At 60.4% G+C, this 15166-nt stretch carries 12 protein-coding genes and 2 pseudogenes; 12 read left to right on the top strand and 2 right to left on the bottom strand.

From position 1 onward, the window contains the following. Nucleotide 1 precedes the first annotated feature (1 nt). From UC34_RS22385 to UC34_RS22370, 4 genes are all read left to right on the top strand, one after another. A complete protein-coding gene (locus tag UC34_RS22385; RefSeq protein WP_044457254.1) occupies nucleotides 2–445 on the top strand; it encodes a hypothetical protein in 444 nt (147 codons plus the stop codon). 224 nt (nucleotides 446–669) lie between these two features. Then, on the top strand, nucleotides 670–1299 hold the full coding sequence (locus UC34_RS22380) for a hypothetical protein (protein ID WP_044457253.1): 630 nt from the start codon (nucleotides 670–672) through the stop codon (nucleotides 1297–1299). After that, nucleotides 1296–1595, top strand: coding sequence for a hypothetical protein (locus UC34_RS22375; RefSeq protein WP_072617525.1), 300 nt, complete (start codon nucleotides 1296–1298; stop codon nucleotides 1593–1595). The genes UC34_RS22380 and UC34_RS22375 overlap by 4 nt, the downstream gene beginning before the upstream one ends. Before the next feature lie 77 nt (nucleotides 1596–1672). Continuing rightward, nucleotides 1673–2656 (top strand): hypothetical protein, encoded by a 984-nt coding sequence (locus UC34_RS22370; protein ID WP_044457252.1) that lies wholly within the window; start codon nucleotides 1673–1675, stop codon nucleotides 2654–2656. Nucleotides 2657–2948: 292 nt separating this feature from the next. Here UC34_RS22370 and UC34_RS22365 read toward each other — a convergent pair. Then, nucleotides 2949–4147, bottom strand: a protein-coding gene (locus tag UC34_RS22365) for an IS3 family transposase (RefSeq protein WP_167370682.1) whose coding sequence is annotated in 2 segments (ribosomal slippage) — nucleotides 2949–3832 and nucleotides 3832–4147 — 1200 coding nt in all. Because the reading frame shifts where the segments join, the coding sequence is not laid out codon by codon here. A 504-nt stretch (nucleotides 4148–4651) separates the two neighbouring features. On the opposite strand from UC34_RS22365, the pseudogene UC34_RS22350 reads away from it, so the two are divergent. Further along, a pseudogene (locus tag UC34_RS22350) lies at nucleotides 4652–5417 on the top strand (hypothetical protein); the annotation flags it as partial. An 856-nt stretch (nucleotides 5418–6273) separates the two neighbouring features. Continuing rightward, nucleotides 6274–6478: pseudogene (locus UC34_RS26205) on the top strand (hypothetical protein); the annotation flags it as partial. A 72-nt stretch (nucleotides 6479–6550) separates the two neighbouring features. Here UC34_RS26205 and UC34_RS22340 read toward each other — a convergent pair. Continuing rightward, nucleotides 6551–7591 carry a LysR family transcriptional regulator gene (locus UC34_RS22340; protein ID WP_237165177.1) on the bottom strand — a complete coding sequence of 347 codons (1041 nt, stop codon included), beginning with the start codon at nucleotides 7589–7591 and terminating at the stop codon, nucleotides 6551–6553. A gap of 99 nt (nucleotides 7592–7690) precedes the next feature. On the opposite strand from UC34_RS22340, the gene UC34_RS22335 reads away from it, so the two are divergent. The 6 genes from UC34_RS22335 (at nucleotide 7691) to UC34_RS22310 (ending at nucleotide 15023) form a co-directional block, all read left to right on the top strand. Next, a complete protein-coding gene (locus tag UC34_RS22335) occupies nucleotides 7691–9016 on the top strand; it encodes an MFS transporter (protein WP_044457248.1) in 1326 nt (441 codons plus the stop codon). A gap of 171 nt (nucleotides 9017–9187) precedes the next feature. Continuing rightward, on the top strand, nucleotides 9188–10378 hold the full coding sequence (locus UC34_RS22330; protein WP_044457247.1) for a M20 aminoacylase family protein: 1191 nt from the start codon (nucleotides 9188–9190) through the stop codon (nucleotides 10376–10378). 6 nt (nucleotides 10379–10384) lie between these two features. Further along, entirely contained in the window at nucleotides 10385–11494 is a 1110-nt protein-coding gene (locus UC34_RS22325; RefSeq protein WP_044457246.1) for a M14 family metallopeptidase, read from the top strand. An 84-nt stretch (nucleotides 11495–11578) separates the two neighbouring features. Next, nucleotides 11579–12514 (top strand): MurR/RpiR family transcriptional regulator, encoded by a 936-nt coding sequence (locus UC34_RS22320; RefSeq protein ID WP_237165176.1) that lies wholly within the window; start codon nucleotides 11579–11581, stop codon nucleotides 12512–12514. 341 nt (nucleotides 12515–12855) lie between these two features. After that, entirely contained in the window at nucleotides 12856–14316 is a 1461-nt protein-coding gene (locus tag UC34_RS22315) for an MFS transporter (RefSeq protein ID WP_044457245.1), read from the top strand. A 29-nt stretch (nucleotides 14317–14345) separates the two neighbouring features. After that, nucleotides 14346–15023 carry an aspartate/glutamate racemase family protein gene (locus UC34_RS22310; RefSeq protein WP_044457244.1) on the top strand — a complete coding sequence of 226 codons (678 nt, stop codon included), beginning with the start codon at nucleotides 14346–14348 and terminating at the stop codon, nucleotides 15021–15023. Nucleotides 15024–15166 lie beyond the last annotated feature (143 nt).

Genomic DNA, 15166 nt, shown 5'->3' with positions numbered 1-15166 from the left:
TATGTTGATGACGGCTGATGAGCTTGACTTGGTAGCCTTCCGGTGCGATGGACTGCAATCGATCGCGCACTTATATGAGGAGTTGAACGTCCTCCGGCCGAATTTCGACCCCATCGAAATGAAGAACCTGTTTCTGTGGTGTGTTCGCGAGTTAATGAGAAGAGGGCGTTTGAAATTTTTGGGAGAGGGGTGGGTGCGGGACGGAGTCGGCCCGGACGCTCCGCTCATGTTCGAAGACCAACCGTTTGAACCCCACGATCTCGTCAAAAATGGCCTTCGCCAACCTGTTGATCCAAGTCCAGAAGGAGTCATGCGATTAATTGAGAGCAAATGGCCCAGCCAAGTCCGCCCTGCGTTCAATGTGAAGGAGCGTGGGTTCGACCCTCTATGGTTTGAAAAGTGGTACTTCGTGTGGGAAGGTGAGGTCGATGAAAATCGGGCTTGAAGAACCGCATGACTTCAAGAATTTCGCTTTTTAGGTAACTCTGATCTGAGTGCTCAAAGTGTCCCCGGCGTCGGCCCGTTATAGAAAGGGTCGGTGGCGCGACGGTCAATCGGCGCGGGGCTCTCGCGACTCACAAACGGAGTTCGTGAAGCAGGGCGGGAACTTCGGAATTCCGCTTTGGGGGATGAGATTCCAATCTGGGTTGCGCATGGCTCGAGGTACATGTGAGCGGGTTGGGCGCAACGTTTGATCCCGTGTCCCCGCAAGTGCTGATCTCGAACTTGCCAGCGTCGCTGCAACCAAGCACGACGACGTTCTACGTCTCTCCTAAGCAGGAAGCGATTCAGCTCCAGCAAGCCGCCCTGATGCAGACGGGCAAGGCAAGCTTCATCAATGAGTTGTCGACGGATAGCACGTCGCAGTTGAGCGTCAATGATCAGCAGAAGATGGTGCTGTACGGCAACGCGGTGGAGTACGCGAAGACGAACAACATCCAACTGGGTCAGGCACTGACACCTGAGCAGGTTGCAGGCTTGTCGCAACCGATACCGTGGTACGTCGAGCAGACGGTGCGGGAGCCGGGATGTGCTGGGACGGGCACTTCGGCCGCTGGCCTCCAGCATGTAATCGAAGAGCATGGACCGGAATTTGCTTCCATGGGCGTCTCCCAGTCGCAGATTCCAGAGGTTCTCATTCAAGCTGTGACCAAAGGGCGTATTGTTGGCTACCAAGGGGCGGGAACAGGTCGTCCTATCTATGAAGTCTCAATTAACGGAAAAGAACAGCGTATTGCAATTACAGTTGGTTCGAATGGGTATATTGTTGGGGAAAATCCGCGAGGAAGTGAAAGATGAAAATTATAAAGATTTTAGCTGACTATCATTGTTATCCACTTTGGGATATGCCGCCTGGAATGTATGGGGATATAAATCCGGAGAATCTTCCGATATCGCGCGAGCTAAAGGAAATGCTATTTAAGTGGGCATTGGATTTTGATTTAACGTTAAATAATGAAGACCCTTCGGCTTCCGGATTTAAAAGTCGAGAAGAGGAGGAAGATTTTAATAGGCGGGGAAAGGTCATGGCTAATCGGCTTCAACTTGAGTTGGGCGGTGATTTTAAGGTAATAACGAATTGGAAAAATATTTAGGGTCGTCGAGGAGTGCGTGTTTGGGTGGCGAGGGTGGAGTCGCGAACCAGAGTCTGAATTTCACGACCTAGGCGAGCTTGGGCGGCGCAGGTTCGTCAATCCTGACGGGAGCGACAGGCCAGTGGAACGGCCCGAGCTATGTCGTAGGCGGGTTGGGCGCAACGCTCGATCCCGTCTCCCCGCAAGTGCTGATCTCGAACTTGCCCGCATCGCTGCAACCGAGCACGACGACGTTTTACCTCTCTCCGCAGCAAGAAGCCATCCAACTCCAGCAAGCAGCCCTGATGCAAACGGGCAAGGCGAGCTTCATCAATGGTTTGTCGACGGACAGCGCGTCGCAGCCGATGCTGTGGTACGTCGAGCAGACGGTGCCGGAACTGGGGTGTGCGGCAACGGGCAATGCGAAGTGCCCGACCGTCACAGCGCTGATACCACAGGTGTACCTGCCAGAGAACTTCTCGGCGCTCTTGGCTGGCGGCCAGATTCTGGCGAGCAACGACCTGTCGCTGAACTTCGGTAGCACGGCGACGGGCCGCAGCATTCTGAACACGGGATCAATCGCCTCAGGCGGGACGCTGACGGAGGCTGTTTTGGAGCGACTGAAATTCACTTGGCACGGAATTGGCGCACTTGTTAACGAATTCGAAAAGGGTTTCACGGGCATTTCATTTGAATTCGCGGCTCATGGGAAACCGGTCTCAGTTACCCTATGGCGAGCAGACAGAACCGGAATCGAAGTGACAAGCAAGATGCATGACACGGATGAAAGGGCAGAATACGGAACATTGGAGTTTGCACCATCGAATAGGCGCGTTGCGGATGAAGCGTTTGTTTCGCTGAGTTGCGATTTGGGTGCGCAGCCTTTTGTTGAAATGTTGGTCCTGAAGGACGGTGACGTTGTCTGTGAGTCCGGATTCACGATCAGGGGTGGGAATGGCTCCGCGCTTTTTGTAGTCGCTGGTGTCTATCCTTATACGTTAGCAGTGAGGGTGACTGGATACATGGGACCGTTCGATCCCGCGTTTCCCATTGAACGATATGAACGCGTCCCGATGAATTGAGGAGGCAACACTTGCGATGTTGCCGAGGTTAGGTAATGCGGCAATATTCGGTAGCGCCAAGTGCAGCAGTTTTTCGTTCAATTATTCTAGGGGTATCTTCGCGGTCTGAGCCAATACCTTTACATATTCGCGGCGTTTGTCGTCGAAACGCCGTCCCACAGCTCTGCATTCAGATATGAACCCATGGCCGTTTTCCGATCCACCCAACGTCGCAGTTATCGCAAACCGACGCACCATGGAGGGAAAGGACCGGATTGGAGTTGCCCCTGTAACTCAGGACAGGCGGACACTGTTAGGTTGATGACACCGCATTACGCCTGAACTCGCGAGGCGAGCGGTATTTCAAGGCTTTGTGCGGGTGGCGCTCATTGTAGTGTTCAAACGCGATTGCCAGACGCGAGAGCGCTGTTGGTGCGTCAGGCTTGTCCATATAGGCGACGTAATCGTGCTTCATGGTCTTCACGAACGATTCGGCCATGCCATTGCTCTGCGGCGAACGGACCGGCGTGGTCAGCGGCTCAAGACCCAGTTCGCGAGCGAAGCTGCGCGTGCGGTAGTCGATGTAGGCCGAGCCGTTGTCCGTCAGCCATTCGATGGGGTGCGCGGCCTGCGTGGTGCCGAAGCGCTGTTCGACGGCGGCCAGCATCACGTCTCGCACCACATCACCGCTATGCCCGCCGGTCGTTGCGGCCCAGCTAATCGCCTCGCGGTCGCAGCAGTCCAACGCAAACGTCACGCGCAGCGGCGTACCATCGTCGCACCGGAACTCGAAGCCATCGGAGCACCAGCGGGTGTTGCTGCGCTCCACGGCAACGCGACCGTCATGCCGCCGCTTGTCTTGCCGCACGCCGGGGCGGCGCAGCAGCAACTGATGCTCCCGCATGACCCGATACACGCGCTTGACGTTGATGCACGGCGCACCGCTCTGCTCCCGACTGCGGCGCAGCAGCGCCCAGACACGCCGGTAGCCATAGGTAGGAAGGTGCGCCACATGGGCCTGAATCTCCTCGACCAGCCCGGCATCGTTGGTCACGCGGGCACGGCGACCATCGCGCCAGTCGGACGAGCGAGCTCGCTTGACCGCCACGGCAGAGCGCGCCACGCCGAGAACTTCGCAGACCGTCTTCATCGGTCGTCCCCCGGCAGCAAGGGCGAGCGCGCAATCAGGTTTTTTGACCGGCCCCATTCCACGGCTTCTTTCAGGATTTCGACCTCCAACGTCTTCTTCCCGAGTAGCCGTTGCAACTCCTTGATTTCCTTGATGGCGGCGGCTAGCTCAGATGCCGGTACAACGGTTTCACCCGCCTTCACCGCCGCCAGACTGCCTTCCTGGTATTGCTTGCGCCAGCCGAACACCTGGTTGGCATTGACGCCGTGCCGACGTGCAACGGCCGACACCGACGCTCCCGGCTCCAATGTTTCCTGCACGATGGCGATTTTTTCCTGCGCCGTGCGCCGACGACGGCGCTCCGGCTCGGTCAGAATTTCGATGCTTTCCACGTAATGACTAGGCTTACTGATAGGCACAAGACTATCCCTTATTTTAAGAGAGTCCTCGTGTCCTCAGATACGTGGGGCCGCTCCACGGATTGCCTATGTATCACATGACCTTGATGACGGTGCTTGGCAGTTTCATATTGTCGCGCCTGAGGTGCATGAGGACGACATGATTGTCGTGAGCTTAGAGAGCGTTATGCGACTTGATCCAAGTGTTCAGGACTTGGCTGAGCTACCGTTGGGTTGGCATGCACGGCGAGAGTCATTCGACGCTCCTTGGAAAATGGCTGTAAGAGCGGACTAACTCTCTGTTAGGGGCGATCAAACTGACGTTGATAACGCCGCACCTGCCGGGACCTGTCACAGACCAATACGTCGGGCAACATCCTCGCAGGGAACAACCTGACGCTGAACGTAGCGGGCGGCATCACCAACACGTTGCCGCCGCCGGTTCAGGTGCACGAGAACTACGGCAAGCTCGAAAAGTACTCGGGTTGCATGACGGCGGGTGGCTACAAGGAAAGCTACTGCGAGGCGTACGTCGATCATCGGTGCGGGGAACAATCTCACGATCAATGCCGGGTCGCTCACGAACGTCGGCAGTCTGATCACGGCGGCGCTTAACGCAACGATCAACGTCAGCGGCCCGGTGGTCAACAGCGCGCAGACGCTCAATGCCTGCTGGCACTCGCATTGGGTGCAAGAGACGGGCATGTTCGAGTCGGACAAGCGTCACGATGTGTGGAGTTGCGGCAGTGCTGCGGAGTGTACGTCGCTGTATGGGGATGCTTACACGAGCGTAGGCGGTGTGATCAACCCGCCGACGCCAGTGGGTAACATCGCTGCGACGATTCAGGCGCCGAATTTGACGCTCACCTCGGGCGGTCAGATCGTCAACGTCGGTAACGTGGTGGGCCAGTCGGTGTCGCTCACCGGCACGAGCTTGGTCAACGGCATCACGACGGCCAACACCTACACGCCGCAAGTCGGCAACCCGCCGCAGGTGATTAGCCTGGCACCGGCGAACGGTGGTCTGAACCTGACGATCCCGGCGAGCTTGGGCGGCACGGGATCATCGATCCTCACTGGCGCGGTCGGCCAGCAGAACGGCCCGAACTATGTCGTAGGCGGGTTCGGCGCAACGCTCGATCCCGTCTCCCCGCAAGTGCTGATTTCAAACTTGCCAGCGTCGCTGCAACTGAGCACGACGACGTTCTACTTCTCTCCGCAACAAGAAGCGATCCAACTCCAACAAGCCGCCCTGATGCATATTCGCTTACTACGGCGGCTTTGACGGGGGCTACGATATCTGGGGGGAGCTATACGGCGGCGGCTGCATTCGGTGCTGCATTAGCCAACCAAAAGGCGGGCCAGAGCTTCGCGAGTGGATTCGATCAACGATTCTCCACAGCTGGATTGCTCGCGGCGGCAACAGTTGGAGCATACGGAGCAGTATTCGGAACATCGATGTTTAATTGGGCGGGACTTCCAAACGGAATTGCCAACATACTCACGATACCGGGGATTGTCATACGTCTAAATGGATTTGTTCTGGGGCAATTCGCAGGTAAGGCTGCTCAGGCTGCAGTTAATAATAAGTAAGGGCACTTGGGAATTTAATTATGCAAGACGATATTTTTCTGGGGATTCTAAGTGGGCTGTTTGGTCCTGTAGTTGCTCGTATTCTTTCCAGGTATCGGTATAGGTTCGTGTTCGCTCTGGGTTTCTTGTCTCTCTATGTGTTCGTGTTCGTTGGGTTGGTAGTTGACATGGGGTGGCAGGCGGGGTGGGAGCGCTTCATAAGTGGGATTTTTTCGGCCACCATGATTCTCGTAGCGTTGGGTGCCGGATTGATGGCCATGTTTTGTGTCTTTGTCAGTTCTATCGGTTCGAAGGGTGGTCTGTAGTGGTCATCCCACCCCGGCCACTGCGTTAAGTTTGCCTTCTTTTACTGCAAGAGCTACCCCATCATTAAAATAGGTAGGGCGTGATAGATCCCATTTCCCGCCCCCGCGCCATTACTCTCTCTTAACGCGACGATCAACGTCAGCGGCCCGGTGGTCAACAGCGCGCAGACGCTCAACGCCTACTGGCACTCGCACTGGGTGCAAGAGACGGGCATGTTCGAGTCGGACAAGCGTCACGATGTGTGGAGTTGCGGCAGTGCGGCGGAATGTACGTCGCTGTATGGGGATGCTTACACGAGCGTAGGCGGCGTCATCAACCCGCCGACGCCGGTGGGTAACATCGCTGCGGCGATTCAGGCGCCGAATTTGACGCTTACGTCGGGCGGGTCAAATCGTCAACGTGGGCAATGTGGTGGGCCACCGGTGTCAAGCAAAGCTAGAGGCCTTCTCACCACACTTGAACGGCCCGCTTGAGCGCCCATAAATAACCTCACCCCTGCGCCATCACCTGTTGCGCAATGGCCGCAGTCATCCCCATCTTGTCGTGACGGGTTCGTTCCAGCAGTCCGATGCTGCGTTGCTCGGTCACGCCGGGTAGGGGCATCACGCGCAGCGAATCTTCCTGTGCCCAGGACGCGCTTCTCAGCATCGGGACAACCGCGATCCCGACACGTTGGCGCACTAACGCCACGATCCCTTCTATTGACGTCAATTCCAGAAAGTCGCTGACTTTCACGTGCTGACGTTTCACTGCCCGGTCGATCAGCGCCCCGGTGCGTTGCGTCCGGTCAAACCGCAGAAACCGCTCCGTCTCCAGCAACTTCGTCACCGACGCCGACTTCAGCGCCGACGATGCCAGCAGTACCAACGGCTCCCGATACAACGGCGTCCATCGCACGCCGGCGGGGCGCCTGCCCGAAGCCTCCACCAGCACCGCGCAATCGATCTCGCCAGCATCGAGCTTCGCCGTCAGTTCGATGGACCGGGCCGTCTGAATCAATATCTCAAGATGCGGCCGCGCCTGCTTGATTTGCGACACCGCCCGGGCCAACGCACTCACCGCCGACTCCACCGCGCCAATCGTGACCGGCCCCGCCGTCGATTCAATCCCTGCGGCCAACATCCGCATCGTCTGATACTGCGCCAGCAGTTGCTCCGCGTGAGGCAGTAAAACGCGTCCCATTGCGTTGAGCGCGACCGAGCGTCCCACGCGGTCAAACAAGGGATGCCCGAATTCTTCCTCCAGCGCCCGCATTTGCATGCTCACCGCTGACTGCGTCATCGCAAGATGTTCGGCGGCCGAAGCGAACGAGCCATATCTCGCGACCGTCGCGAATGTCTTCATAAATCGCAAATTGCTCATGATTCGCTCGCTAATGGTTACTGAGAACGCGATGGGATTCGGAATGCGAATGCGTGACGAAACACGCTCAATTCCCACCGAAAGGCCCCCCCGAATCCCGTTCGACGCCAAGAAAACATCTCGAAACTCACCCGACAATTCATCAAAAAAATTGCGATGAAAGACCACAAATTCTAGCTTTTATTGGTTTTTTGGCACAAGCAGAATGGGGCGAAGCGAGTGCGGTCGGCTTGCCGCGAAAACCCTTCATAGAAGAGGAGTCTCCCCATGGAAGTTTCGGTTGGGCGCGACAGCGCCGCAAACCCTGCGGTTACCGAACGATCAGGTAAGCGCATCGACGTCGGCGTCATTGCGGTGTCCACCATCGGCAATGCGCTCGAATGGTTCGATTTCACCGTCTTCACGTTTTTCGCCGCGAACATCGCCCGTCAGTTTTTCCCCAGCGATAACCCGACCGCCGCGCTGCTCGCCGCATGGACGACCTTCGGTGTCGGCTTCCTCACGCGCCCGCTGGGCGGTATCGTCCTCGGCGCCTATGCCGACAGGCACGGCCGTAAATCCGCCTTGCTGGTGACGATCTCCGTCATGGCGCTCGGCGTCGCCGTCATCGCTTTCGCGCCGACATACGCACAGATCGGCATGGCTGCGCCCGTGCTGATGCTCATCGGCCGGTTCCTTCAAGGTTTCTCCGCAGGCGGAGAAGTCGGTAGCGCCACGGCATTTCTCGTCGAACACGCGCCCGTCGAGCGCCGGGGCGTGTACGGCAGCTTCCAGATGATTGCGCAGGCGTGCAGCATGCTGCTCGGCGCGATCGTGTCGGTCGGCATCACGCAAACGCTGACACCCGAACAGATCGATGCATTCGGCTGGCGTATCCCGTTTGTGATCGGTCTGCTGATCGTACCGGTCGGTCTGTACGTGCGCTCGCGTCTGGACGAGTCGCCCGTCTTCAAGGACGCGCGCAACAAGCCCGTCGTGAAACGCTCGCCCTTCATCGAATCGATCACGAAGCACTGGCGCCAGGTCGTCGCCGGTTTCGGCCTGACGGTCTACGGCACCATCGGCACGTATATCTTCTACTACTACATGCCGAGCTACGCGACGAAGTCGCTGGGCATTCCGTTCAAGAGCAGCGTGATCGCGTCGCTGTGCGCCGCCGTGGCCTACATCGTGGGGACGTTTGCCTCCGGCCGCATCTCCGACTCAATTGGCCGCAAGAAACCGATGGCAGCTTCTGCGCTCATCAGCCTGATCATCGCGTATCCGCTGTTCCTGGCCGTGAGCCACATGCCGACGCTGCCGATGCTGATCTTCGTGCAGTGCTGCCTGATGCTCACGCTCGGTCTGTTCCAAGGTTCTTACTGCGCATTCGTGTGCGAACTCTTCCCGTCCCATGTGCGTGCGACGTCGATGGCCATCGGTTACAACTTCGCCGTGATGATCTTCGGTGGCTTTGCAGGCGCCATCGCCACGCTGCTCATCGGCTGGACGGGAGATAAACTCGCCGTCGTGTACTACGGGCTGTTCGGCGCGGCCGTGGGGTTCGTCACCATCCTGTTGCTCCAGGACCGCTCGCGCCAGCCGCTGCGCTAACGCACGCGTCACGAGCCATGCATCGCGCATCAGGGCCGTCGGCGAATGCCGTCGACGCGCCCACCGAATTTCTCCCAACCTGCCTCCTGTCCAATGGTGCGAGCCGCCGACCTTGCCGATGCAAGCGTCGCGTCGAGCGCCATTCGAGGCATCTTTTAAGAGACGACTCCCATGTCCATCATTCCCGAAATCGCCGAACGCTCGGCCGAACTGCAAGCCATCCGACGCGACATCCACGCTCACCCGGAACTGCGCTACGAGGAGGCACGAACGTCGGATATCGTGGCGCAGCGACTCGAATCGTGGGGCATCGAAGTCACGCGCGGACTGGGTAAGACGGGCGTGGTCGGCGTATTGCGCAACGGCGCCGGCAAGAAGGTGATCGGGCTGCGTGCCGACATGGACGCCCTGCCCATTCAGGAACTCAACACGTTCGCGCACGCGTCGACCTACCCGGGAAAGATGCACGCTTGCGGACACGACGGCCATACCGCCATGCTGCTGGGCGCCGCGCAGCATCTCGCCGGACATCGCACCTTCGACGGCACTGTCGTCTTCATCTTCCAACCGGCAGAAGAGGGCGGCGGTGGCGCGAAAGCCATGCTCGAAGACGGCCTGTTCGAGAAGTTTCCGGTCGACGCCGTATTTGCCCTGCATAACTGGCCGGGCCTCGCCGCCGGTAGCTTCGGAGCGCGTATCGGCGCCACGCAGGCATCGAGCAACGAGTTTCGCATCGTCGTCAAAGGCACCGGCGCCCACGCGGCCATGCCGCACGACGGCATCGACCCGGTACTCACCGCCATGCAGATCGGCACCGGCCTGCAAAGCATCATGACGCGTAACAAGCGCCCCATCGATGCCGCAGTCCTGTCCATCACGCAGATGCAGGCTGGCGAGGCGATCAACGTCATTCCGAACACGGCGACGCTCGCGGGCACGGTGCGCACGTTCTCGCTCGAAGTCCTCGATCTGGTGGAGACACGCATGCGCGAGTTCTGCGAATCCACCGCCGCCGCCTACGGCTGCACGGTCGAGTTCTCGTTTCTGCGCAACTACCCGCCAACGGTCAACACGGCGGCCGAGACGCAGTTCGCGCTGGGCGTGATGAAGGAGATCGTGGGTCGCGATCACGTCGTCGACCCGATCGACCCGACGATGGGCGCGGAGGATTTTTCGTTCTTCCTGCTGGAGCGTCCGGGATGCTATGCCTATATCGGCAACGGTACGGGGGATCATCGCGCACACGGTCACGGTCTGGGGCCGTGCATGCTGCACAACACCAGCTACGATTTCAACGACGATGTGCTCACGCTCGGGTCGACCTACTGGGTGCGGCTCACTGAAGCCTTCCTCGCGGAGTGATGGCCGATGCGCACCCCTCCGTTTTCGAATAGCTATCTCCAGGCGCGCGAGCGTTTCGCCGCGGCCGCTGCGCAGGCGGGTGTCGAGGTCTCACGCTACGTCATTCCGGACATCGTCGGCCGTGAAGGCGAGACGCTTGCCACCGATGTCGTGCGGCTCGGTGGGGCCGACGCACGACGGCTGTTGATACTCACCTCCGGCACGCATGGCGTGGAGGGTTTTTGCGGCAGCGCGGCGCAGATCGCGCTGCTGGAGGACGAAGGGCTAAGAGGGGTAAGAGGGGTAAGAGGGCGACTCGATGCCGCCGACGTCGCAATTCTCGTGGTACACGCCATCAATCCCTACGGCTTCTCGTGGCTGTCGCGCACGAACGAGGACAACGTCGATCTGAATCGCAACAGCATCGACTTCACGCAGCCGTTGCCCGTCAACGAAGCGTATGCCGATCTGCATGCGCTCCTGGTGCCACCGGCATGGCCACCGTCCGATGACAACAGGCGAGCGATTGCGGATTACATCGCCACGCACGGCGAGGCCGCCTATCAACGAGCGCTGACGATCGGACAATACGCCTTTGCGGATGGATTGTTCTACGGCGGTCGCGAACCCGTGTGGAGCACGCGGCTGATGCGCACCCTGATCGAGACGCATGCGACGGCCTGCGACGCCATCGGCTGGATCGACTTTCATACGGGGCTCGGTCCGCCCGGGCACGGGGAAAAGATCTGCGTGGGCGCCCTCGATGCCGATGAACTGGCCCGAGCCCGCGCGTGGTGGGGCGCGGACCTCGCCAGTCCGTTCGACGGCACGACGGTGGCGTCGAACGTCGGAGGCCCCTTGCTAGACACGCTACGCACGACACGCCCGGAGGCGAGCGTGACGGCGATGGCCATCGAATACGGCACGGTGCCGCTCATCGACATGCTGCATACGCTGCGTGCCGACGCGTGGCTGAGGCAGCATCCCGACGCCCCGGACGCGCTGGCGTCGTCGATTCGCAAGTCGGTGCAAGGCGCGTTCTGTTTCGACGACCCCATATGGCAGGGGCAAATTCTCGGACAGGCGCGTGTGGCGATCTTGCAGGCGGTAACAGGGCTGGAGCGGACCGGCGCTTGAGCGACGGAAGGGTTCCGGCGACGGACTCAAGCGGCTGACTTCAAGCGACGGGTGCGTACGGAGGCGTGCGGGCGGGTACAGGCAATGAATTTAAGCGACAATAGCCAGCCGCAGTCGCCCGCCACCACCCAGCAAACGCTCATGGCATCTCATGTGAAGAAGTCTTTCGTCGGACGCATCCGGGACCAACTCGACCAGCTCTCGCCTTCGGAGCGGCGGCTGGCGGAATTCGCGCTGGATCTGCCCGGCGATCTGGCTGGCTACTCCGCGTCTGAGCTTGCCGCGCTCGCGCAAGTCTCGAACGCCACCGTCACGCGTTTCGTTCGACGTCTGGGCTACGAATCGTTCGACGAAGCCCGCAAGCACGTTCGCTCCGAGCAGCGCGCAGGGTCCCCGCTGGCGATGGCCGCGACCACTGCGGTGAGCGAGGCCGCCGCAGACGATCTCGTCGGCGCACAACGCCAGCAAAGCCTCGCCAACATCGACGCCACCTACCGCCGTCTCTCGTCCAACGAAATCGAACAGATTGCCGCTGCCATTCTCGCGGCACGCAAGGTGTGGGTCGTTGGCTTTCGCTCCAGTCATCCGCTGGCGATGTACCTGCGCTGGCAATTGCTGCAAATCGTCCCGAGCGCGCAGGTGATTCCGGGCGCCGGGGAGACGTTGGGCGAGCACCTTGCGGGCATTGGCGCGGACGATGTGGTTATCGTTTTCGCGTTGCGCCGTCGTGTGCGTCAGATGCCGACCGTAGTGGCGCAACTCGCGAAAGCTTGTCCCAACCTGGTCTACGTCACCGAACGGGCGGCTTCCTCGAAACCGTCCCCCAGGGCTGCCGCGCTTGCGCCCGCGAAGTGGACGTTGCAGTGCGACGTTCAGGGGCCGGGGGTGCTCGACAACCACACCGCCGTCATCGGCCTGTGCCATCTGATCGTCACGCAGGTCATGACGATGGCGGGCAATCCCGGGCGTCGTCATCTCGGTCTCGTGGAAGCGTTCCACGACTCGCTCGACGAAATCTGACGCGAGCCTCCGGCGCGGGGACACACGTGTCGTGACTATCCCCGCCGCTCCGCTCCTGCGCTCCTGTCCCGTCCCACGCCGCTCCCGCCTCAGCCTCGCTCAACACCCGTCAGCGTTCTCCGCACCCCTCAGCACCCCTCAGCGCGCGCTGTCTCCTGGTCATCGGCATTTCCATGCCAGGGACGCTGCATGCCCGCGGCATCCGCAGGGTCAGGTAAAACCCTCATATGAAAAAGAATTTTCAAAAACAAATAATTTGAAAAAATATTAACCGAACAGGTTCATCAGAGGGCGAGGCAATCGGTCGCAAAGGCGCCAGATGTGGCGCAGGGAGTTTTACGATGGGCGCAGAAGTGGTCGTATCCTCGTCGGAACCCAGGTTGCAGCAGCTCGAAAGGGCGCTCGACGACATTGGGGTGACGCCGTCACACAAGAAGATCCTTGCCTTGATCCTGTTCGGCGTGCTGTTCGACGTTTTCGAGCAGAATGCCGTGGGCCTCGTCGGGCCGTTACTGCGCGAGTACTGGGGCATCTCCGCCGCACAGATCGGTTTCCTCAATACGCTGACGTTCGGTGCGGCGGCGTTCGGTCGGCTCGGGTCGGGCTACATCGCGGACCGCTACGGACGCCGCACGATGCTGAGCATCAACCTGATGCTCTTCACGCTGGGTGCGCTGATCTGCGCCCTTGCCACCAACTACACCATGCTCGCGGCGGGACGTTTCATCGTCGGCTTCGGTCTGGGCGGTGAAATCTCGATTGCCGTCACCATGCTCGCCGAGTTTTGTTCGTCGCGCTTCCGGGGCGTGGCGGTGGGGGCCATCAACGTTGCGGGCGGGGGGTTGGGGAACATGCTGGCGCCGGCGTTCGGGCTGACCGTGTTCGCATTCTTTCCCGGTCCCGATAGCTGGCGCTGGCTGTTCGGCTGTCTGGTGCTGCCCGCGTTCTTCGTGTTGCTCTATCGCCGCTTCATTCCGGAAACGCCGCGTTTCCTCGTCTCCAAAGGACGCGTGGAAGAGGCCAACCGCGTGCTCAATGTTCTCGCGTCGGGCAAGCTTGGCAAGGGCGCGGGCAGCGCGACGAAACGCTATCTCAGCGAAGCCGCGCACGGCGCGCATCGGGCCGAGAAGGTGCGTCTGCGCGAGGTGTTCGTCGGACCGCTGGCGCGACGTACCATCGCCGTAGGCATCGCGGTGTGCATGACATACGGCGCGCAGATCTCCGTGCTCACGCTCATGCCGACGATCCTCATGGCGCAGGGCTACACGCTGAGCAAGAGCTTTGCTTTCACCATCGTGATGCAGTCGGGCAGCTTGCTCGGTGCGATCACGGCGTCTTACTTCGGTTTCCGGTTCCCGCGCAAGCGCGTGCTGACGCTCGGCGCCATTGCGGCCTGCGTCATCGGTCTGTGCTTCGGCTTTCTGTCGAAATCGCAGCCGCTGATTCTCGCCTTTGGCGCGGCGTTCCAGTTCTGCGTGCTGCTGCTCAACACGTCCATCTGGATCTACGCGCCTGAGCTCTATCCGACACGCGTGCGCGCTTTCGGCACGGCGTTCATTCTCGCGCTGGGCACGTTGGCGGGGGCAGCCATGCCGCTGGTCGCCGGGCGCGTGTTCGATCAGTACGGCATCGGTGGCATGTTCGGGATGATGGCCGCGATGTACGCCGTATTCGCCATCGCACTGACCTTCGCACCGGAGACGTTCGGCAAACCGATTGATGGACCCGATGCGCCGGGGGAATCCGATCCCTGCACGGCCGCACGCGCGTCCTCGGAGGCGACAGCTTCTGCTGCCTCCTGATTTCCGAAATTTTTCGACTTGGCATTTCCATGACTCAGATCCTGCTCATCAATCCCAATACATCGACGGCAACGACGCAAATGATGGTCGACATTGCCCGTTCGTATCTCGCCAGCGCGATGGCGTCGCCGCCGACCGTTGTCGGTGCGACGGTGGCGCGCGGCGCGCCGATGATCGTCAATGAGCAGGATCTGGCAGGCGCGGCGGACGCCGTGAACGATCCGCAAATCGTGGCGCTCGCGGCGCAGGCAGACGGCGTGATCGTCGGCGCGTTCGGCGATCCGGGCATCGAGGCGCTGCGCGCGCGCCTGGACGTGCCAGTCGTGGGGATCGGCGCGACATCCGTGCGCGAGGCGGGCGCAGGCGGTCGACGGTTCGGTATCGCCACGACGACGCCCCGGCTCGCGAACTCGATTGCGTCGAACGTGCGCAAGCTCGGTCTCGGTGCAACCTTTACCGGCGCGCGTTTCACGACGGGCGATCCGATTGCGTTGGGTGATGTGCCGTCGCAGTTGGAAAACCGTCTCGCCGATGCTGTGCAGGCGTGTATTCGACAGGACGGTGCGCAAGCCGTCGTGATCGGCGGTGGACCGCTCGGGGAGGCGGCGCAGGCGCTATGCGAGCGCTTCTCGATTCCCGTGATCGGGCCCGTGCCGGCAGCATGTCGCGCGCTGCTTCAGGCGATGCGTCTCGGTGAAGCCGCCTGAAGTCAATTCAGGTCGATCGCGTCGGCGCTCGCGCACTGTCGTTGTCGGCCTTGCTAATCGTTTCAGTATCAGTCCCCGTACCAATACCTACGTCAACACCGACGTCAATATCGACATCGAAGTCAGAACGACCATGACGTATG

This window comes from Pandoraea vervacti, from assembly GCF_000934605.2.
In the GTDB taxonomy this organism is placed as follows: Bacteria; Pseudomonadota; Gammaproteobacteria; order Burkholderiales; family Burkholderiaceae; genus Pandoraea; species Pandoraea vervacti.
The sequence above is the reverse complement of the archived record's forward strand: the minus strand, read 5'-3'. Positions and strand labels throughout refer to the sequence as shown.